Source organism: Emticicia sp. SJ17W-69 (genome assembly GCF_051209875.1).
Taxonomy (GTDB): domain Bacteria; phylum Bacteroidota; class Bacteroidia; order Cytophagales; family Spirosomataceae; genus Emticicia.
On sequence record NZ_JBNTQY010000005.1, the window covers coordinates 33680 to 57640 of the forward strand.

Below are 23961 nucleotides of genomic sequence, written 5' to 3' on the forward strand. Positions count from 1 at the left end.
CAATATTTTTTAGACATGTTATTTTATTCTTTTTTAGAGTGGCTTGGGAGTTTTACCGCAAATCTATATGCATAGCCAAGTGTAATAGTCAACTCACTAAATGATGGTTGACGCCGTTCAATCGCTAAACTCTGTTTGTCTAAATAAATGACATTTAGTGTCAATTGGTGCTTCTTTTTGATCGCATAATTAAGACCTAATCTTCCACTGAGTATATTGTTTGTAACTTTCTTTTGTGACAACGAATTACTGTACATCAGGCCCAACATAGTCGTTAATTCATTAGCAAATCCTTTCGTAATTGTCAGCGATGGACCCCACATTAAATCATTTAACCCTTGTACTTCATTTTTACTGAGATTCAAAGCTCCAGCTAAATTTAGTTTTTGACTTTTGATATTATGTCCATAATTGGCCGAAATGTTATATAATTTTGAGTCACTATTCAGCGAACCTTGTTGATCATTTCCATTTTGGTAAATCAAATTAACAGCTAAATTCTTGCTAATATCTTGTGAAGTCGAAGGCAAGGTAAAGTTCATCATAGCTGTTATATTTTGATTAATTTGTCGAAAATTCAAAGTATCTAAGGCATCATAAGGAGTTATTTGAGTCAAATATTCAAAACTTGAACGCAAATTTGAATAGCTTAAAAAGTTAGAATAAGAAAAATTCAATGTTAATTTTTCGGAAGGTTGTAAAGCTATATTAGCCATTCCAACAAATCTACTCAAAGTTTGTAATCGCTTTTTATCTAAATTATCTCTTTGCAAGCCAAGGTTACCATTGATGGATATTTTTCCTTTTTGAAGTTGTGTGGATATTTTAGTAGTAATATTTTCAAGGTTATTGCAAAAGTAGTAAGCTCCTAAAGTACGGTACTCTGGGTCAACTCGGTTGTATTCAAGTCCACTTGTAAACCCTTTTCCCTTGTAATCAAAACCTAAACGTAGAGCTTTGCTGTAAGTGGTGGATGAATTGATCTTTAACAAACCAGCATAAGAATTAAAGAAAGTATGCCTTCTCGAACCTTCATTTGCCCTTGTATCTGTTGTCATACCAGAAATAGCTATTTCAGATTGAAAGATGATTTTATTGCCAAAGCTCTTTTTTAATTTCAATGAACTCGCTACATTGGCTTGTGGGAAAATACTTTGAGCATCAAGCGAATAAGGTAAAGAATTAAGCTGGTCTTTAGCAGTAAAAATAATAAGTTCAGCAGCGTCTTGTTTTTTTCTAATGCCAAGCATGATACCAACGCCCAACCTTTTGAAAGAAGGTTGGGCGTTGCGAATTGTAAATGTTGTATCAATACGAGTAGCTTTTTTCAAGTTACCCAACATGAAACTGCCATAAAAAGCACCTTTCTTTGGTTTATATTCTAAGCCGATGCCATCATATCGGTGTGCGGCTAAGGTATAAGGCGAGAAATTCAAGGCACAAGTGCCAATATGTAGTGTAAAACTTTTATAAGTTGGCTTCAACACCAAACGATTGAAAGGTTGGGCAAAGCGATAATTACTATTAAATGGATGCGTAAAAGTAATATTCTGGTTAGAAAAACTAAACAGAACAGGCATTTTGATTTTACCCAAAATATCTAAAGTCAGATTTCCACTGTATAAAAAATTGATTGGCACTTGCCTGTCAGCTATACCCCAAGCATTATAATAAGTTTGGTTAGCAGTTACACCACCACTCACTTTGATTCCTCTATCAAAAAGATTTTTGAGTTTAAAATTCTTTAAGTCTTGAGCATGACTTTCTCTAAAGCCAAAGACCAAAAGAATAAGAATATTTAGCAAGATAAATCTCCTTTTCATAGTGTACGCCTCCCTTTTGTGGATTTTTATAGAATATCTGTTGTGGTTTTAATCAATAATGGCAATTCTTGTTTGATTAATAGAGTCTTCGGTCTTTATGATTAATAAATAATTGTCGGTCTTTACTTTTAGATCTAAATCAAAAATGTGCTGTTTCTTAGCCTCAGGGAAAGTTGTACTATACACCGTTTGTCCAGAAGAAGCTCTAACAATACTTACTTCAATAGGTTTTGCACGAAACAAATCAGCCGTAACTGCGAATTTTCCATAATTAGGATTGGGTGAAACGCTTACTTTATTAATGAGTTGAGTTTTATCATAACCTAATTTAGGATCAGTTTTATCAATATCTTCTGGTTTGAATACCTCAATATCGTGTTTAACAATGGTAATACAGTCTCCCAAAAATGCTTGCATTTGCACCACATATTTGCCTTCATTTACCATGGTAAATCGAATACGTTTGATATTTTCTTCCATTTTATCAGCCACTTCAGGGAGCGTCCAAATGACTCTATCGGGAATGGGTTTGGTGATATCCATTGCTACGACTTCATCGCCTACAAAAACTTGAACGGGTAATAAGAAATCAGCTATCAACGCTTTGTCGTTATTAACCAAATCATAGCTACCTTTCACTTCGCAACCTGTCAAATTCTTAGCTGAAACAGTATATTTTCCGACTTTGGAGGTTGTTAATTCTTGATAATCTTTTGAAAACTGCATTTCATTCGAAACTATTTTTGTGTCAGGAATAGCAATGTCATCCAAATACCACTGTATGATTCGTTTGGAATTATTGGCATTCAATACCACTTGCTGCCCTTTACAAACATCCTTGGGAAGAGCTGTAAATACAATTGGATTAAGTGATTCTGGTACAGGTACTTTCACAGTAGTTTGAATCATGCAACCATTGGCATCAGCAAGACGAACTTGATAAACCCCTGAAATCAATTCACTAAAAGTTACCTGATTGTTTTCTATCAGTTTTTGGGTAGAATTTGGTTCATTAAAATAGGCTTTATAAGGTAGAATGCCTCCATCCAATGAGACGGAGATTTGTCCATTGGCATCACCCATACAGCTTGGCGTGGTAATTTTTTCAATAACAGAACGCAAAGGCTTAGGCCAAGTTAATTTGACGCTACTAATAGTATCATTACAACCTTTTCTATCACTCACTTTGAAGGTGTATGTACCCTCAGAAAGTCCCTCAAATATGCCTGTGCTTTGCTTGATGACATTATCCCTCACATAATTATAGCCACCATTATTTCCTCCTTTAGCAACTATTTCAATCTTACCATTTTTTTCTCCAGCACACAATGGGTTGGTTTGACTGACTAAACTCAATTTTAATGCATCTGGTTCAGTAATCGTTAATTCAGTCTTTTTAAGGCATTGTTTGCTATCTTTTACAAAAAAAGGATATGTTCCTTCTCTTAAATCTTTAAAAATGGGCGTATCAACATAGATTCCACCATTATTGATGGAATAAACATAAGACGGGGTTCCACCAGTAGCTTCGATGTAAATAGAACCATTGTTTTCTCCAAAACAACGAATCGTATCTTGATAAATAGGTTTGAGTTTCAACTCAGGTGGTTGTATTAATTCTACCTCTTTGGAAAACTCACATTGTTTACTGTCTTTGATTCTTGAGATATATTTTCCAGCCGATAATTGTTTGAAAGTCGATGATTCAATAAAATTTTCGCTAATTGAGTATTTGTATGGAGGAGTTCCACCAGTGCTAAAAAATGAAATTTCACCTGTTTGGTCACCAAAACAATCGTTGTTTCGAGTTGTTACATTCCATTCTATTTTGGTGGGTTGGGTCAACGTTACTCTGATTGTATCTCGACAACCCATCGCATTTTGAGCATATATTTTATAAGTGCCGATTGATAAATCACCAAATTGAGGATTTGATGAAAAATTGCTTTGGTTTTGAAATGAATAGGTAAAAGGCCCAACATTATTATCGCCTTTTACTTGAATAATGCCATCACTTCCTTCAAAGCAAGAAATGTTTTGCAAAAAATTGACTTTCAAATCGGCTCTATTTTGCTCTTTTACTTCAAAACTAATAGCTGTTTGACAAGAAAAAGGAGAATCTTTGATTAATACGGTATAAGAGTTTGGTTTTAAATTTGTAAAGTCTCTATTATTGGAAAAACTACCATAAAGATTAAGTTCATAATTGCCATTCATCGAAGTTCCATTACCTCCAGAAATAGGATCTATTAATACATTAGCATTTGGGGTTTCACAATTCAGAGGGGTGATTTTATAATCAGCATTAAGGCTATTGGGTAAGCGTAAGTCGATTGTTTGGTTGTAAGAACATAATTCGTCAGCAACCGTAATAATATAATTACCATTGCTCAAATCGCCAAATGTATTATTGCTCGTAAAATTTGTTTGAGAACTGATTCGATAAGAATAGTTAGGCCTACCACCCGAAACCCCTGTAACTATCACTTTTCCATCATTACTCAGACATGAAGTGGGTAATTCTTTGTCAAGAGTAAAACGGATCGAGCTGTTTTTTGGAACGATGGAAGCAGTGTAATCTTTACTACAACCCCTTTGGTCTGTTGCAGTTATGGTATAATTTCCTACTGGTAAATCTTTAAAAACCCCATCACTTCTTGTAATTGCTACAATAGGTGATAAAGACAGATTTGTTCCATTCAAAGTAAAATTGAAACCACTATTGCTACCGCTGGCACTAAAATTCAATTCTCCTTTTTGGTAATATTCACAATCTACGTCTAACTTTTTTGTATGAGTAATTACTATTGGACTAGGTTGAGTAAGCGTAATGCTATTTAATATAAAAGAACAATTATGAGCATCTTTAGCAGAAAACACATATTCGCCTGCAGCAAGCGAACCAAAAGTATCACTTGATTGAAAAGTTTCTCCATTTTTATTGTAAACATAAGGTAAAATACCCCCTGTACCGGCCAATTGTACGAAACCTGTATTATCTTGATTACAAACTAAATTTTGATGAATAGCAGTAATACTAAAAGCTGTTGGCTGTAAAATGCTTGTAGCTACTGTTTTTAAACAAGCATTAGCATCTTTGACAATAAAAGTCTTTTCACCTGCCGTAAGTCCTGAGAATGAATTACTTGTCTGAAAATTGCTGCCATCTAATGAATAGCTATAAGGTGTTAATCCACCTGTTGCTGCTAATGTTACCTCTCCATTATTACCATTAAAGCACAGTACATCAATTTTAGCTGCTACTGAATGAGTAAGTTGTGTCGGTTGGCTAATAGTATAAATAGTAGTCTCCTTAATACATCCTTTGCTATCTTTTACCCAGAACTTATAATTTCCGATTGGAAGCGAGCTAAAAGTGGCAGAGCTCATATAGGAAATACCATCAGCAGAGTATTGATATGGCGATGTGCCTCCTTGTGACGAAACGATTATTTCGCCATTACTTCCACCAAAACAGGATACATGCTTCGTAATGGTCGCATCAGCATTTAGTGGACTTGCTTGGCTAATGCTAACATTTACATTAGTAGAGCAAATATTATCTTTTATATTGATAGTATAATTATTTGAGTGTAAATTGCTAAAAGCGGAAGAAGTTTGATAGTTAATACTATTTAAAGAATATTGTAAAGTACCTGAGGGAACGGAACCCGTTGTTGAAAGACTCACTGAACCATCATTTCCACCGAAGCATGACACATTTTGTTGACTGCCAATAGTTGCAACAATAATACTGTTTGTACCAATGGTTTCATTCAAAGTTTTGGTACAGCCGGCTCCATCTTTTACCCAAAAAGTATAATCACTTGCTCCTAAATTGAGAAAACTGTTTGAAGTTTGATAATTGTTATTGTTGATAGCATATTGAAAAGTACCAATACCTCCTGAAGCATTGAATGTAATAGCACCATTGCTTTCACCTAAACAATTGGCGTTATTTTTATTATTGGTTGAAAAACTCAAGGGTGGGTTTTCTGAAACGGAAATATTTTTGCTTGTTTCACAACCTGATGCATCTCGTACCTTAATATTATAATTACCAGCACTTAGTCCATCAAATACATTACTATTTTGAAATGTCCATCCATCTTTTGAATAGTTAAATGGAGCTTTTCCCCCAGTAGCGTCAATGGTTATACGTCCTGTACTATTGCCATTACACGCAACATTGATTACGCTCTCACTGATAGATAAATCTTCGCTTACATAGAATTGTTGTCGAGTATTTAAAACCCCATCCACAATCACCCCAACCCATTGACTCCCCGAATTACTGGGTTGCCAAGTTACCCCAGTACCATAAGGCAAGATACTACCATTGGAAATGCCACCACTGGAACTCGTATAAATAACTGAGCGAGCTACAGTTTTTCTTAAAACATTGTCGATGTAAAATTTAAAATAGGCTCCATCATAAGTAATTTTAAAAATTGACGATGCAAATGAACCAGTAATAGTACTTTCAATTGTGCCAGAATAGGTATGTTCTTTGACATTGACCGTATTATTATTTAACATTCGAAAGCCGATAGCTCCTATTGTTACCTCTTGTACATCAAAGGGCAAAACGCCATTGTGCTGATATTCTAAACTAAAAGGACTTCTTCCCGAAAAATTGGCATAACTGGAAAATGTAACACCTCCATTATAGGTAATTGAACCATCGCTATTGATAGTATAAGTAATAGGATCACTTGAACCATTCAAATCTGCTCCAACAATACCACTATTTAAAGGACTACCATTGATTAAAAATTTACCTGTTATATAAGAAGTTCCAAATGTACTGGTTCCGAGATTAATAAAATATTTATGTAGTCCATGTGCATTGATGGAAACGCCTTCACACTTGCCAACAGATACTTGACTCGACAAACGCCCATAGGGAGCAGATTCGTCTGTTGAGCCAATGCCATTCCCCGAATAGCTATTTCCGTTGGGTACTTCAACATATACATAGTCATCTTCTACAACTCTTGAAGCGGCCATACTTCCACAAGCATCTCTGACTTCAAAAGTATCACCAGGTTTGAGTTTACCAAAAGGGAAATTAATTTTAGAAATCCCAAAAGCAGAAAATTCTTCAAAATAATCCACATCTTTTATCCATTGGGTATTATTGACCCAAAACTGAATACCATTGGCTTGATAACAGACCTGATTAAAAGCCGTTATACCTGTAGCAGTATATTTGATATTTGGAAGGTAAAGCTTATTTTGTGCTAAAGCACCCAAGCTTTGACCTACAAGTAGTACAAAAGTTAGCAGTCGTAAATACATAAATTGTGTGAGTTTATATTCAATCTTTTACCGTCAGCTGTAAATCAGTATTGAAAGAATAATTGGTTTTGTTGTTGGATGATATTAATGAAAGACTGACACTGTAATTCCCGGCTTGTATATTATTGGGTAATTCAATACTTAATGTTTGTTTTGAAATATCATAAATTCCATTTTGAAGATAGGTTTTATTATTTCCTTGTAATGAAACTTGAAAAAATCGTATTTCAAGTTTATCAAAATTGAGCGTTTTAAATACTACTTTTTCGTTCGGCTTGTAGGCTTCCTTTAGATTAAAGATTTCTTTAATGAAGGGTTGATAAGAGTTATATATTTCTAACTGAAAATTTTCTTCTCGACTAAATTGTTTGAGTGTCTTATTGTATATTTGGACTACATATTTTCCAATAGTAACATCCTTAGATAAAATAAAGCCGAATTTATTATTGTTGAATGCTGAAAGGTCAATAAAATAAGATTTGTCTGTCTTGCTTAAAAACAATTGATATTGATAAATATTTTGATCTAAATACTTTCCTTTGAGCCATAATGTGTCGCTATTGAGTAAATTGATTTTTTCTAAGGAGGTAAGCTGTGGGGCTGGATAAGTTATCCAAATTTTTGAAGTGCTTATTGTTTCTTGATTTTTTACCTTTAGTTTAACCTGATACCAGCCTTTCTCTTGTTCGATAGAGGTTGTAAGCCGAATTTGTGTTGAATCAATTAACTGATGCTTTAAAAGTGTTTCTTTTCCTGTATTATCTATCAAAAATGCCTGTATATCTAAAGAAAACTTGCCAAAGTTTTTTCCAATAACCTCAAAATCAAAACCTGCCTCAGTACTGTCAGATTTAACTTCAGAAATTGAAGGCTTGGGTTGATTGCAAAGACTTACTTTGATAGTATAAATTACCTTTTGCTTATCTTTTGTTAGCGTATAATAAACCTCCTTATCAAAATTCTGAGCAATTCCTGAAGCTGGAATGATAGTAGTACCTGTTTCAGTTTCAATTTGAGGAACTAATGTACTTAATGATGTTTGATAAGGCAGAATAATACTGATAGTTTTGGTGACATGATTAATGTCTATGGATACAGGTTTGATTCCATTAAAATCAAATAGAAGTATTTGTGGTGGATTACTTGGTAATCTCTCGGTTTCACAAGCAATTATTAAAAATAGGCAGCAAAGTATGTAAATATTTTTCATGTGGAATTTAAATTATACTAAACGCCATAAAAATGATACAAACCGAAAAATATTTTTTTCGGAAATGTGTAATATTTTTTGGGGAATTTAGAGAAACAGTAAGTATGTTTGTTTATCAAACAAACTACATTTTCGTATTATGTGAATTATTGAAATCTTTAGCAAAACTTGAGCTTTTAGACGATGTAATTTTAAAATTATATAGTTAAAATTCAAGTTTTTTCATATCAATATTCACATAAGTGTAGATATTTTTTACTATTTGGTAAGGTTGATGTTTTGAAAAAATAGAAAGGGTAATTACAATTGCTTAGAAAGTGTGGTTTGAAACACAATGGCAGAAAGTATGACTGTTATAAACAAGGTTATTATAAAGAATAGATTATAACTTAAATTTTATTTTGCTTTTACCTGATAAGTACTAATTTCAACCTTCTGGTGCTTGAGATACTAATTTACTTTTCCTTGCACTTTTAGTTCTTCAGAGTTTTACCCATCCTCTTTTTTCTCTTTTGTTCATTCAGAAATCAAATTTCTCGCCATTTTAGCAACCACAATAAGGAACATCGCCATCACTTGACTTTGAAATTGCCAGTTTGTTTTATCAGTGTAAATCTTGATGCCATTTGTGCAGCAACTGAAATGATTTCTATGCACTCAAGCATACTCCCAATGTGTTATCATCTGTAATAAGTATTTCAACAATAATTCCAATTTTTCTTTCTCTTTAATGACTTCTACTTGGTTAAAATTTTTATCATTGGCAAGGTTCTGTTGTTAGGCTTTGTTTTTTTCAAGAAACAAGACAAAATGGAGTAAAATCCAACGCATCGTTGGGTTCTTTCACAAAATTAAAACAACAATCAACCTTTTCACCAAAATTAACCAAGAACCTGAATGAAGTCATTGTTTCAAAATTCTGAAGTTTTCATGTAGTTTAGACAGTCGATTAAAAAGTATTTATTTTCAACTCAACTGCATTGATTCCTGCTGATAATCTAATAGTTTTGAAAGCTGTATCTACTTTTTTTCCGTTTAATAAAATCACGTCATCGGGTGAAAAACTGAGTTCCAATTCTGCCGAAACATTGGCAGGAAGGTCAAATTCATAGATTTGGTTGAAATTGCTTTTTCGTTGATAAGTAGCTTTTATGATTCCTTTAAGCATCGGAACGGCTATTTCTGAATTTGCCAAAGTCGATAATTGTGGCTTGATAGAAACGATTTCACCACCCGCTGTTTTTGGCTGGATTCCCCACATATTTCTCGCAACGATATTGGCAGGAGCAGCCCCCCAAGCATGATTCCAGTCGAGATTTGGTTTGTATTTAATGTCCCATGCTTCAAGCGTCATGGTTGAGCCAACTTTTATCATATTCCACCAGCTTCGATCGTCGGTAGCGGTCATAAGTTTTAGGGCGTACTCGGCTTCATTAGCATTATAAAGTGCTTCTAAAAGATACTGCGAACCATAAACACTACACGCCATGCCACGAGATTTGATAAAACTTGCCACTGATTTTTTGTATGCGTCAGGTGTAATATCAAAAGCTAAAGCCATCATATTGGCGTGAAGTGAACTATGATTTGTTCCTTCACCATCAAAGTATGCCCCCGTTTTTTTATCAAATAATTTATCGTTTATAGCATTTTTTGCTTTCAAGGCCATCATTCTGAATTGATTTTCTTCGTCTGTTTTGTTTAAAATTTTGGCAAATTCAGCCATTATTTCCATGTTTTTGTAGAAAAAACAATTTACCATCGTATTGATTGGTGTAAAAACATAGCCGTCTCGTTCACCTTCGGGGGTTGCCAGTTTCCAACCTGTATCTTTTTGGGCAGGTGGCCAATCTACAATGTCTTTTAAGGCAATTTTAGGGTCGGTAAAACCTAATTTACGCCTAAATTCGGGTGTATTTTTGGGTGAAGAAGAACTTATTAAACCATCTTCACGCACCAATTCCATGAGCGTTTTATACTTCAACGCCTCATAGTATTTAGAAATTAGTTCGGTATTGCCCGTGTACATATAATCTTGGTAAAACATCAAAGCTACGTGCAATTGCCACTCGGTAGGCCAAGTCGGATGTTCCATAAAATACTCAATCGTTTTGCGGGCGATGCCATACTCTCGGTCGGTGGCGTAATGACTCAACTGATTGAGATAAGCATCGGCTTCGTAAGGAATACGTTCACGGTCGCCATCAAGGTAAAGTCCCGAAAATGAACTGGCTTTTATGGTGTATTTGCACAATTCCCAAATTTGATTGAGGGTAGTATCCGAACTTTTGAAGCTGCTTTGATTTTCTTCAAAATAGCTAAAATAGGCTTTTTGAACAAGGTCATTTTCAGTAATAGATTCTTTTACATTTTCTAATTCACAATACCTGAATGGCAACAAAACAGGAAAGGAATCAGGCAAAATAACCGCCCCAGCCATTGATTTGGTATTTCGTTCATCCGGTTTTATTTTCAGTTGATATGTTTTCTTGCCAGTTTGAACCGCCATTTTTATTTCTTGGTAGCGAATATGACCTTGTGGTTTTCGGTTGATTGCATTATTTTCGAGTTGCTCACCTATTCTTACTATAATAGTATCGCTCTTTTTAGCTGAATAAGTAAGTTCTAAATTGGCAAACGCTGCTTTTCCGAAGTCAATAAAATATGAGTCTGAACCAAGTTTTTTAAAGATTTTGGCCTTCTTTTTTTCTATCTGAAAAATATTTGATGTTGAAATTGAATTATCTATTTTGCCTACGCCAAACGTTTGGCTCTCAGAGTAATCACTCGTTCTATTATCCTTGTCCCAAACACGAACTTTCCAATAATATTGCACGCCTGATTTTAGCTCTTTACCTTGATACGAAACATTAGACGATTGATTGCTTCGCACTTGTTTACTATTCCAAACATCACCAATATTATTGTCAATATTAGCTTTTGATGATGCCACCAAAACCTGATAAGCCGACTGAGAAACGGCTACTTTTGGTACTATCCAAGCAAATTCTGGCATATTATCTTTCAATAAGACGGTGGTAGGTTGACGGATAAATTCGACCATCAGACCCGTTGGAATGCCCGAATAGGGGTCTTTGTATTTTTGCGATAATTGATTGGTTTTTGAGCGAAGTTCAGCCAAAATAACATTGAATTTTTCGTTTTTTGCCAAATTATTGATTTCTTGTGGGTCAGTTTTTAAATCATATAACTCTTCGGCAGATTTATCATTGACATATCTAAAATATTTCCAATTTTGAGTTCTAACTCCTTCACTCGGTGGAATTTGCTCAAACTCCCAAAGGTGTTCAATCAAAATTGTATCTCTTTGCATCGATTTAGCCGTGCCTTTTACTAAGGGATAAAAACTTTTTCCGTGCCAACTTTTAGGCTGTTTTACTCCAGCCAAGTCGGCAATTGTGGCGGCAACATCAATATTGAGGGCCATTTCGTCAATATCTCGGTGCGTTTTTACTCGTGGGTCATAGACAATCAGAGGTACCCTGATTGAATTATCATACATTAACCATTTATCAGCCAGTTGTCTTTCTCCCAAAAAATACCCATTATCGCCCATCAAAATAATGACGGTATTTTTGTCTAATCCTTTCTTTTGGAGTTCGGTTCTAATTTTTGCAATTTCTAAGTCAATGCCCGCAATCATTCGGTAATAGCCTTTTACCATTCGTTGGTATTTTTCGGGATTATCAAATCGCCAAGTCCACCGCAAGCGACTAAAGCCTACCTTTACGCCTTCGGGTTGGGCATTAAAATATTTGTCATCACCCAAAAGAGGTGGGTCGATGGTTGTATTTTCGAGTAAATGAGCGGTTTGTTCATCAAAAAAGTATTGGTCAGGAGCATTGTCGTGGGCGTGAGGGGCGGAAAAGCTCAAAGACAAACAAAAAGGTTTATCGGTTGGAGCATTTTTAATAAAATCAATGGCTTTTTGCCCTGTGTAGCGAGTGAGATGAACGGTGTCTTTTCCCAATTTTTTAAAGAAATAGCCCCGTCTATCAGTATATTTTCCATTTCTATCGTAATCTTCGTGTTGGTCGAAAAGTTGATTCAAATGCTCATATTTTACCCCAAACTTTCCATAAAAACCTGTATAATAACCAGCATTTTTTAGCACTTTTGGATAAGAATTTTGCATATATTCCTCTCGAATATCGCCTGTTTGAAAAGTGTATTTGTGGGTACGTTCCTGCATCGAGCTTAAAATACTCGCTCTGCTCGCCGCACAAATAGGCGTTGTAACAATGGCTTTTTTGAAATAAGTACCAGTTTTTGCCAATTTATCCATTTCTGGCGTGTATGCGTATTTATTTCCAGCATAACCCAAAGCATCGGCTCGGTGGTCGTCAGTGAGAATAAAAATAATATTTGGCTTTGATTGGGCAAAAACCGAGTTTAAACCAAAACTTAAAAGAGATAAGGTAAAAGCAAAAAAAATGTTGAACATCTTCAAGGTTAGTTTTGTGAAATTATTGTCACTATCATAAAATGGTTTAGGTAAATCAGCAAACTTTCTTTCATTTTAACTTAATTTTTAAAGAAAAATTTATTCAACGATTGGTTTTCCTTCATAATTTACTTTATTATAAGGAACAGTTTCTGATTCATCTACCAAATAATTCCATTTTTTAATATATTCTTTTCCTGGCAAAAACTCGTCTTTACGCTTTTTAAGTTCGCTGTTTAAATCGGCATTTAATTTTTTCTGTAATGTCTGATATTCTGGTTTTTCGATTAAATTATTAAGCTGAAAAGGGTCCTTTATATTATCGAATAGCAGCCATGGTCCTTGCAAATCTCTTACATAAGTATATTGTTGATTCACAATTCCACGGTATTCTTTTCCACCCATTTTTCTGTTCCACTGCCCAAAAGGTTGCGAGCAAGAAATCAAGGTTTGTTTGACATTGTCTTTTTTGTTGCCTTTCAAAATTCCAGAAAAATCAATTCCTTCAACCGTTTTTGGTATCGGAATATTACTCAAGCCCAGCAATGTAGGCATAATATCGGGCGAGTTCAGTAATGCGTTTGATATTTTACCTTTCTTTCCGAAAGCCTTTGGATAATGAATCAAAAAAGGGACCCTTATACTTTCTTCATAAGGTTGTTGTTTGTTCCAAGAACCATGAGAGCCAAGTAAATCACCGTGATCAGACGAAAAAACGATAATTGTGTTTTCGTCAATGCCCAAATCTTTGAGGGTTTGCCACATTTTTCCGATACAATCATCAATGGCTGTGATGTGCGAATAATAACCAACCAAGTCTTTTTTAACTTTTTCTCGATTCGCAATTGGTACATTTTCATTGATGATAAACTGCTTGTTTTCATACATTTTTCTGTATTTTTCTGGAGCAGTTTGGTAAGGGTCGTGTGGACTACCGATTGAAAGAAACAGTAAAAATGGATTGGGTTCGGTAGCCTGTTTTTTTATATATTTTATAACATCTTCGGTTTGAGCAATGGCATCGTATCCATTCCAAATCATTTTTTTGTTTGATTCGCCAGTATAATAAGGAGAATTATTATAGTCATGTGAACACTCGTTTGCCATCCAAAAACTAAAACCTTGTCGGCGAGTAGGAGGAATATAGCTATTGCGTCCATGCCCGTCAATGTGCCATTTGCCAACGAAACCCGTTGTATAGTTATTGTTTTTGTAAACTTTAGCAATTGTAATATTATTAGTATCAAGTAGTACGTCGTTCATAAATACGCCATTTGTGAGTGGATATTGGCCTGTCATTAAAGAAGCTCGGTGGGGTGTACAAACAGGCGTTCCTGATATGGCATTTTTTAAATTTATACTTTCCGAAGCCAATCGGTCAAGGTTTGGAGAAATTACATTTTTATCTCCAGCATAACCAATCGCCGATGCTCGCCATTGGTCAACAAGTATATACAGAATGTTAGGTTTTTTGTTTTGAGCGTGAATATTGTTCAAACTAAGGAAGAGTAGAGCAAAAGAAAAATAAGTTTTCATGGCTATAATTTTAGTTTAGTCCTATTGTTTTTGATCAATAAACAAGGCCTTGTTCTAATATATTGATTGAAATTTCAGTGTCAAGAATAGGAACAAGCAGTTTGTTTGGTGTGATAGAGTAGGCTTCGGAAATAAATATGCCTTTTAGCTTTTCACATTTTCCGTAGTCAGCCATTACTTCCGCTACTTTTCCTGTGGGATTGAGGTCATAAAAAAGTCTGTTTCAAAGCAAACCTCTAATGATTATACAGTTGTTCAATACTTCATTATTACCCGTTTTGGAGGCTTGCCAAATAAACATATCACTTTTACTATCAATATTACAATAATCCAAGGTTTATATGAAAATAGCAACAAAAACACTTTGTATAATACAATATTATTTAAAATAATATGCCTTACTTTCCTGTACTGTCCTGCCATATTAATTGAAGAAGTATGACTTCCATATGATAATCAAATACTTAAAAAAAGTCTCTCAATCAATATTGAAAGACTTTCTGCTAAAACTTTAACCTATTTGTCTAATTACAGGAACCTCCACATTCGTTGTATTGCCACCAAAAACCATATTTTTTGTTGGTTGCATCAAGAGTCGAATTACATAATCGTATACCATTAGTATATGTTCCGAAGGCATAAACTTTATTACAAAGTTTTGATACAACGGTAGTTGATTGTGTGCCTAAGCCCCCACTCGACCCTATTATCATGATTGAATTAATAACCCAATTGAACAAACCTGCGTTATTGGTAGATAACATAAAGTTTTGTCCTGCACTACATCCAATATTGATTGAACCATTGATAATACCACTTGCCGATGGACAGATTCCGACAGCATAACCATCTCCAAAACCCGTGAAAGTACCTCCTTGCAAGGTAATAACTTCATTTATAGTAGGCAAAACCGAAAAATTGAGATTTAATGTCATAATATAACCTCCTGCATTGACAGTTCGATTACCCAATGGAAAAGTCCCCACTGGATTGCCACAAATTTTTAGTTTTGAGGCATAATATCCTCCACTAAAGCCATTTTCAAGCGTTGCTTTTAAAGGGCCTAAATCATCAGCAGCATCATTTCCTGCATAAGCCATTTTGTATGAAGTTGGCATCAGACCTGTATCATAACTTAATATGAAAACTTCTCTACCCGTTGTGCCAACTAAGGTTGTTCCACTAAGAATTGCCGAGCAACCTGCAGCCACATAAGCAGCATAAATAGAGCCAACAAATGAACCAACTAAAAGCACTTTGTTGTCATAAAACAAAATACTGTTGATGCGTTCGCTATGTGCTATTGGCTCAACAATTGCAGCCCCATTTCCGATACTTGCTCCCGTGCTGGTGTCTAATTTTCCTATAAAAATTTTCTGAGAACCTGTGCTTGGTACACAATAACCAACTGACATTCCGTTGTCATAACCTGTAAAATAGAGGTAACTACTATTTTCTCCAAAAGTCAAATCTATACCTGAGTCGTTACCTGCTCCACCAAATTGTTTTGCCCAGATAAAAGCACCAGTTGCCGCATCCATTTTTATGACAAAAATATCAGAGCCACCTGCCGATGTCAGAGTAGTAGTGTTAGGCGTTCCGACAGCCAATGCACCACTAAATGTGCCAATAATATAAACACCAGTAGCATTTACTTTGATTGAATTAACTGTCGAATTAACTGTAAAATAACTTCCATTTGATGGATTTGGAGCAATGCCAGTTGCCCACAAATTTGTTCCATTGGCATCGTGCTTGGCTACAAAACCTACATTGCCGCCAGTACCTGTATAGAATGAGCCAGCTCCAAAATTAAAGCCATACATTAGGTTTCCGTATTGACCGTAGCCAACTTCATAAATTTCGTTGTTATAGCTTGTGCTTTCTTTAAAAACAACAAATGACCCCACAGGGCTACCACTTGTGGTAACACAGGTAGCTCCTGAACAAACGCCAGTCGCATCATTGAAGCCCGCCGATGCTGCACTTGTCGTACAACGCCATGTGCTACCGTCATATATTCGCAAACAATTATTGTCGGTATCGTAGCAAGTGCTGCCTTTTTGTGGCGTTGGAATGGCTAAAATTTGTGAGTAAGTTCGTTGAGCAAAGTCTAATCTATTAGGCAAAACATTTGTATTTTGAGCCATTACTTTGACAGTTATTAAGCTGATAATAAGGAGAATAGATGTCTTTTTCATGAATGAAAAATTATAGTTAAATAAACAAAACCTATTTTTATAATTATGGTCAATTGGTCAGTTTTACTTGCAGATCTTTAATATATTTTTTAATAGCTGATAATTCATTATTGATAGAATTAATTTGACCGTTCTGCTCCATTAATAGTTTATTTTCAGTTTTTAGCTGTTCAACCGTTTCATTTAATTCTTTTACTGACTCAACTAAAATAGCCGTCATGCGAGAATAATCTACCGATTTATAGCCTTTTTCGTCTGTCCGAACGAGTTCAGGATATATTTTTTCTAAATCTTGAGCGATAAAACCAATTTGTTTTGTGTCAGAAAAATTCTTTTCTGGAAATTCGGTTTTCTTTAAATCATAACTTACCCCATTGATTTTTAGAACATTCGCTAATGAATTGGATAGCCTTGCAATATTTTTTTTATATCGAATATCAGAGCAAACACCCAAATAACTTGTATAACAGATACTTCCAAATACAGCAGTGTTACCGCCAATTTCTAATGTATTTGTCAAACTTGCCACGGGTCTGTTGATACCTACTCGGTCATTTGCAAAATCGCCACCTATCAATGGTGTCGCACTATTTGAGCTTTCGATGTATAGTTTATTGCTTCCTGTTTCATTATAGCCAGCTTGAAAGCCAAGAAAAATATTATTAAGTTGGCTACCTGCTGAATATCCTGTCTGGAAACCAATTCCAACTGAATGGCCTGCCCCGCCTCTTAAACTTTGCGAACCAACAGCCACATTATGACTACTATAAGGAGCTATGTACCTGAGAGACTCATAGCCAATTGCAACGTTTTCAATAGTCAAATCACCATCACCATCATACGGAGGCATAGAATACATGGCATTGTATCCAATCGCTACATTTTTTGATGAATTAGAACTCCAATAAAGAGCATTATTGCCCATCGCAACGTTAAATGCTGCTTGTACGCCTCGGTTCATTGCCTCATGCCCAACCACAGTATTATTAAAATTTAGTGAGACTGCACCTTTAAGAGCATCGTTGCCCAAAGCTAAATTGTTTTGTGTGGGCGATGTATTAGAAACATGGTTTGTGAAGATTCCTGTTGAACCTCCAAATGTGGTTGTAAAAGTTGTAGCATTATTTTGAATCGTATTTCCTTGTGAGAAAGCAGAAGAAAATGCCATAAAAAAGATGATTGTCAACAATGATTGTTTCATAGGAAAAATAAGTTTAAAGATTAAAAATTTCAAAAAAAGTTTTTTTCTTGACCGTGAAGGTTTAAGTGTTTCTCCTTTTTGGAAAATGATTTGCTCTTCATAAATTTGAGTGGATGCAATCAATATTGATAATTACTGAATTATATATACGAAAGAATTTTGCATAGCCTTGGAAAATATTTTCTATTTCTTTCAATATAGTAGCTAAGCAAATTTTCTTACCAGCGGAAAAGAAAATAAGAATATAATTGATGTGTCGGATTGTAAGCGTACTACTTTATAGGAATTAATGGATTTTAGAAAGCCAATAAAAATTGATGATTGGCTCATCGCTTTTATTTTTTGATTTGACGTGATTTTGTTGGAACTGTAGAAAAAGGAAGAAAATAAAGATTTATCTTTGAGTGTAGAGCATAAAGAATAAATCAAAACCTTCTTTTTGAGTAAAGATAATGAAATTCTGAAAAAAACAAAAAAAAGACCTGCAAAATGGTCGGTCAATTGCTCAATCTATAATAAATCCTTAAAAAGAACGAGGACAAATTAGTATTGGGCTTCCTAATAATTCGTCAGAATTATGGTATTGTTCTACTGAAGATATTATTGACAGTGGATAAATTTAAGCATAGCCAGTCAGCCTGATAATTTAGAGATTGTCAACCAAATTAATACTTTTAACAAGTTAGATGATGCTGAAACTGGTGCAGAAATAATTAAAAATATCAATTCTTGTCCAAGAGGTGCAACATAGGGAAAAACAAAGTTCATAGCGTGTTTATACCCTCATGCAAAACAATACCCCAAAGAGGTCAAAGCTACTATTTAATATCCTTCAACTGATAGGCACTAATAGGTACTTTTCTATGTCTGAGATACTTATAAAGTGTCATTTTAGAAACGCCTATTTCTGTCGCAATTTGATTAACACCCATTTTGCCTTCTTTGTAGTAGCTTTCGGCTAAAATCGCCTTTTGTTCAGCCTCTTTAGTCATGCCTTGTCGGCGACCGCCTTTTCTGCCCCTTGCTCGGGCAGCTTCTAATCCTGCCTTTGTCCTTTCTCTAATGAGGTCTCTTTCAAATTCTGCAAAACAGGCTGAGATGTTAAAAAATAATCGTCCTTGTGGTGTAGTGGTATCAATCGCATCGTTGATACTTTGAATCCCCACTTTCTTTTCATTCAGTTGAGCTACTACTTCAAGTAAATGTTTCAAAGAACGACCCAAACGGTCAAGTTTATAAACTACTACAATATCATCTTTGCGGATTTGACTCAATAGCTTTGTTAGTTCGACTCTGTCCGTTTTTGCTCCTGAAGCTGTTTCTTTAAAAATTATTTCGCAACCTGCTTTTGTCAGCAAATCGGTTTGCATTTCCAAACTTTGGTCTTTGGTACTTACACGTGCATATCCTATTTTCATTTGTATATATTTATTTATCGAATATCAAAATTATTTATACTTAGATTAATATACAATAAAAATATACTTTTTGTTAGCTTTGGAGTATGGAAATTACAGGAAGTTTAGTTCTTCGGCTTAGGACAGAATTAGTATAAACAAACGCACGTTTGTTTATACTCCCAAATCTAAGATTTTTTAAGATGGATTGCGGGCAAACATTTCCATTAAAAACCTATGTTACAATGTCATAGTTATCCGAAAATAATTGTTTGACACCTTTATTAAATAGTGTGTGGTCGTCGGCTATTAAATGTTTGTATTTCATTTTTAGTTTAGGTACTAGTTTAATTATATGGAATTTCAATAAAAAAAGTTGTTCCATTTATATTGAAATCTGTAAATATTTTGGCATTTATGAACTTTGCTCTCGAATTTACATTTTTTAAACCTATACCCCAAGAATTTACATCAGATTTTATGCCTATTCCATTATCTTCTACAGTAACGTGCAGATATTTTTCATGATATATTAACTGTACTACTGCCTTTGAAGCTTTTGAATGTTTCAAAATATTATTTAGTAATTCTGTTATAATTCGATAAATATTAAGTCCTTTCTCTTCAGAAAGTCGAATTTCATTTCCAAAAGAAATGAAAGTAAATTCAATTTTTGAAGAACTTTGTAATCGTCCAATTGTTTGACATATAGCTTTCACCAGACCTTCATTGCCTAATTCAGGAGGCATAAGGTTTCTGGAAACTAACCTTAAATCCAAAATGGCCTTCTCAACTAAATTCATAATTTCAATATTAGCTGTAACACTCGATATTCTTCCTCTAATTGCTGAAAGTGTACCTCCCAAATCATCGTGTAGATCTTGAGCAAGGCGACGGCGTTCAGTTTCTTGTATATTAATCTTTTGTTTTTGAATATCTAAAAGGTTCAATAAGAGATTTTCCCTTTCTCTTCTAAAAAAAATAATAAGCCCAAGCCCTAATACAATTACTTCAAATAGAGGTGCGTAGTAATTCATTAAGTATAATGTTTCACTCGTTACAAAACTTCCTAAATGTATATTAAAATTAATAAAGTCAAAAACAGTGATTCTGATCAAAAGGGTTGAAAAAAGCACAGGTAAAATAGCAATAAAATAGAGGGTAGAATTCGGAGTTTTTTTCAATAAGCCAAATACTGCAACTACAAAAATTAAAATATATGAAAAACTTGCTATAGTACTTGAAAAACCCGAAAATACTTCATCAAAACCCATTAAAAAGATAAATAAACACCAAAGTATGCTACATAGGATATAAATATAAATTATTATTTTAAGTAATTTCAATTCATTACTCGATAAGGATATAAGAATAACGTTTAAGGATAATAATAAGTAGCCGCTATAACTAATCGTGACTCCATAGACATACCAAAACGGATAGCTTAGTGCTTCTGGAAAATATTGAGCCATTATACCCTCAGAGTTTAGACTATATATCAAAAAACCAAATTGATAGAGAAAATAATAAATTAATGCGTGCTCCTTTATGACAAACCACAGTATGATGGTAATTATAGATACAATTCCAATAAAAATAAGAGGAATTGAGTAAAGAATATTGAATCGATCATATTGCTCATGATACCAATTACTTTCATATAATGTTGTTGGGGCATAAAAAAAACCATTTTTTTCCTTCATACTGAAGATGACTCTAAGTTCTTGATTCGGTTTTAACTCAATCGGAAAAGCAAAATATCTGGTTTTTATGATGCGGTCTTTAATCTTCATTTTCCAGCTATAATTTTCATATTTACTTAAAATTTTGCCATTTTCAAAAACATAGAAATTAACTCCTTCAGCATATACAGCATCAATATCTAATACTAAATTTTGGGTATAGGTGCATTCCGATTTACAATCAAACATTAACCAAGCCGTGCTTTCTGTTAAACCCAAATTAAGGTTTGATTGAGTGTATGGCTTGAAGTTCTCAATGGGAGGTATTTTGTTTGTAATTGTATCTAAACAATAATACAATTTCCCACTTAGTTCATTTGAAAGAAAACCAGCGTTGATTTTAACTATATCATTTGCAAAGCCTATTCTAACAAATAGGAGTATAAAAAATAAAATTTTGATTATTAATTTCATACCGCTTTCAGGTGATTATAATAAGATTCAAAAGTATCTCTTTATACCAAGACTTCAAATCCCCCGAACGTGGTATTGACTGCCTTTTTTATTAGTAGTTATTTTGTCCATTGGAAACATTTTCCACAAATCCTTTATTTTAACAATTATTAGATCCAGACATGAAAACACTTTTCCCTTTACTTTTCCTATTAAATATGGTGGCTTTTTCACAAGAGCCCAGTCTATCCAAAACCAATAAACTTTCTTTAGCCCTCAAAGTAGGTACTACTGGTATCTCACCCGAATTTTCCTACAAGCTCAAAAATAAAATAAACCTACGAGCCAGTATTTCTCTGTTCGACTATAAAAGAAATGATATTATCAGTTTTGACCAAGGCAAAGATATTGAAGAAGGAAAAGTGCAATATGATGCAAAACTTAAGTTGGGTAATGTTGGAGTATTAGTTGATTACTTTCCTTTTAGAAAATTGTTAGCTCTAAACCTCGGAGTATTCTACAATATGAATGCGGCAGATGTTTCCCTTTTACCTAAGAGTAATCTCAAGTTTAATGATAGAATTTTCACTCCCGAAGAAACAGGAACACTTGGTTTGAAAGTTAATTATCAGAAAATAGCACCTTATGCAGGAATCTCGCTTGGAAATCCAAATAATGGAAACTTTAGGGTTCTTTTTGATTTTGGTTTTTTATATACAGGCTCACCGCTAATTACGATGCAAGGCTCTGGTTCAATCGAACCTACTGCCGAACAAGCCCCCCAGCTTCAAACAAACCTAAAGCCGCTTTACCTATATCCTGTCATTAAATTAGGTTTTTCTTATCGTATTTTAAAGTAATCATACCCTAAAAAAATATTACAGACATGAAAAATATACCGTTTAGAATAATCGCAAACTTTTTGTTTCTCGCTCTTTTCTTTTTTGCTTGCAGCGATTTGAAAAACATTGATGTAGCCAAAGATTTAAAGTTTATATTAAATTACAAGCCAGCTGATGCGTTTATAGAAGTCCAAGTAAAAGATGCCAAAACTGGCGAATTAGTTACAAGTAAAATTGACATCGAAATTTTAGGTAAAGAAACTGCCAATGTAATCAACTTTGAAGGTGAAGCCAAAACCGCCTATACCAAAGTTGGCCCCAGCATATATTTGGGTCTAAGAAATATACTACCTTCAGTAGAAAAGCCAGTCATGTTTAAAGTAATCGTAGGTTCGGAAGGTTATTTGTCGGGTAGCAAAGAAATTACAATGACAGAGATTAGCACCGACCCTGTTGAAATTTTATTAGTTAAATCATCTTCTCCGCCAGCGGGCGTAACGATTCAACAATCAGATGTAATATCTAATGCTACCACAGGAATAAGTCAAGATAAAAATATCGAAGTTCAGAACGGCCAAAACACAACCATTATTGAGATTGACAAAGGTACGATTGTAAAAGATACGAAAGGAACAGTTTTAACAGGAACTTTACAAACGACGGTTGCGGCATTTAATGGCGAATCGCAAGAAGCTGCCAATTCTTTTCCTGGTGGAAGTGTAACTACTTTAACCAAAGACCCAACAGGCGATACCAATGTAGAAGCCGTTTTATTGCCAATCAGTTTCGTTGAGGTTCTTATAAAAGATAGCAATGGTAAGAAAGTTACTACGTTTTCACAACCAATAGATATAACTTTTGAGATTAACCCTGAAACGATAAATCCTCAAACCGAAAAAGTCGTAAAAGTAGGGGAATCGTTTTCAATTTTTAGTTATAGCGATGAAAATGGGTCTTGGACTTATGAAAAAGAAGGTACAATCATTAAAAAAGGAAATGAATTATTCGTAACCTTTCAAACAAATCACCTTTCTTGGTTTAGTGTTTTAGCTTATATTAGAAGTAGAACTAACGGAGTTCTGAGTAATAAATATGTTCCTCCCTCAAAAACGATTAATATTAATGTTGTGTTTGACAAACCTATTGAAAGAAATTCTATTTCTATAGATACTTATGTTGCATGCCAACCATTTTACAGTGGTGGATCTTATATCACTTATTTGGATCATCATCTCTTCAGAAGAATAGGCACCTCCTACGAATATACCGCAACATTCGTTGTTCCGGAAATGGCTTTGTCTATCGGGTTTAAGTATGAATTAGCTGGTATTCCTCGATCTTTTAAACTAAACGAAATCACAAATAATAGCACATACAAGTTTAATATTAATGTGGATGCTCAATTAAAAACCATATTTGCTACAGTTGCCTGCGAAAACAACTGTCCAGTCGAAATCAAACCCTACAACATGGGTATTCAAGGTATCCAATACTTTGATATTTGGTCATTCTTGGGTAATATTAGCTATGATGCTGCGGACAATAAAATCAAACTAAAAGCATTTTTACGAGATAATACCAATATTAAATTTAGGGCAGTTGCTTATCCCACCTACACAAAAGTAGTTAATACAGGTAATACCGACAGTTTCACCGTACCTTTGCTATTAACCAAAGAACATCCACTTTGCAAATGTGGAAAATAATGCCTAACAAATATTGAAATTAATGACTTAGAAATTCTTTTTATATTTCAATTTGTAAAAAAGTAACCAAATGAAAGCTTTTGTAGCCATCATTTGGTTACTTTTTTTAAATTAATTATAGTTCACAATACATAAGAACTTTGC

11 protein-coding genes are annotated in these 23961 nt (G+C 34.3%); 2 read left to right on the forward strand and 9 right to left on the reverse strand.

All coding sequences use genetic code 11. The annotated features are described in order from the left end of the window. Positions 1-23 precede the first annotated feature (23 nt). The 9 genes from ACQUQZ_RS25190 to ACQUQZ_RS25230 all read right to left on the reverse strand — a co-directional run bounded on the left by ACQUQZ_RS25190 (position 24) and on the right by ACQUQZ_RS25230 (position 21290). Positions 24-1823 (reverse strand): hypothetical protein, encoded by a 1800-nt coding sequence (locus ACQUQZ_RS25190; RefSeq protein WP_435357994.1) that lies wholly within the window; start codon positions 1821-1823, stop codon positions 24-26. A 48-nt stretch (positions 1824-1871) separates the two neighbouring features. Then, positions 1872-7124: a SprB repeat-containing protein gene (locus ACQUQZ_RS25195; RefSeq protein WP_435357995.1), complete on the reverse strand. Its 5253-nt coding sequence runs from the start codon at positions 7122-7124 to the stop codon at positions 1872-1874. A 19-nt stretch (positions 7125-7143) separates the two neighbouring features. Then, complete coding sequence (locus ACQUQZ_RS25200) at positions 7144-8334, reverse strand: hypothetical protein (protein ID WP_435357996.1); 1191 nt, start codon at positions 8332-8334, stop codon at positions 7144-7146. Between the two features lie 949 nt (positions 8335-9283). Beyond that, positions 9284-12799 carry a family 78 glycoside hydrolase catalytic domain gene (locus tag ACQUQZ_RS25205; protein ID WP_435357997.1) on the reverse strand — a complete coding sequence of 1172 codons (3516 nt, stop codon included), beginning with the start codon at positions 12797-12799 and terminating at the stop codon, positions 9284-9286. A gap of 99 nt (positions 12800-12898) precedes the next feature. Next, the gene (locus ACQUQZ_RS25210; protein ID WP_435357998.1) at positions 12899-14335 is read right to left on the reverse strand and encodes a sulfatase family protein; all 1437 of its coding nucleotides are present in this window, start codon (positions 14333-14335) and stop codon (positions 12899-12901) included. Between the two features lie 524 nt (positions 14336-14859). Beyond that, on the reverse strand, positions 14860-16536 hold the full coding sequence (locus ACQUQZ_RS25215; protein WP_435357999.1) for a hypothetical protein: 1677 nt from the start codon (positions 16534-16536) through the stop codon (positions 14860-14862). Between the two features lie 49 nt (positions 16537-16585). Continuing rightward, complete coding sequence (locus ACQUQZ_RS25220) at positions 16586-17737, reverse strand: tail fiber domain-containing protein (RefSeq protein WP_435358000.1); 1152 nt, start codon at positions 17735-17737, stop codon at positions 16586-16588. Between the two features lie 818 nt (positions 17738-18555). After that, positions 18556-19155 carry a recombinase family protein gene (locus tag ACQUQZ_RS25225; RefSeq protein WP_435358001.1) on the reverse strand — a complete coding sequence of 200 codons (600 nt, stop codon included), beginning with the start codon at positions 19153-19155 and terminating at the stop codon, positions 18556-18558. A 326-nt stretch (positions 19156-19481) separates the two neighbouring features. Continuing rightward, on the reverse strand, positions 19482-21290 hold the full coding sequence (locus ACQUQZ_RS25230; protein WP_435358002.1) for a 7TM-DISM domain-containing protein: 1809 nt from the start codon (positions 21288-21290) through the stop codon (positions 19482-19484). 161 nt (positions 21291-21451) lie between these two features. Between ACQUQZ_RS25230 and ACQUQZ_RS25235 the strand changes: the two genes are divergently transcribed. Beyond that, positions 21452-22129, forward strand: a complete 678-nt coding sequence (locus ACQUQZ_RS25235) for a hypothetical protein (protein WP_435358003.1) — start codon at positions 21452-21454, stop codon at positions 22127-22129. Positions 22130-22155: 26 nt separating this feature from the next. Beyond that, on the forward strand, positions 22156-23817 hold the full coding sequence (locus ACQUQZ_RS25240; RefSeq protein WP_435358004.1) for a hypothetical protein: 1662 nt from the start codon (positions 22156-22158) through the stop codon (positions 23815-23817). Positions 23818-23961 lie beyond the last annotated feature (144 nt).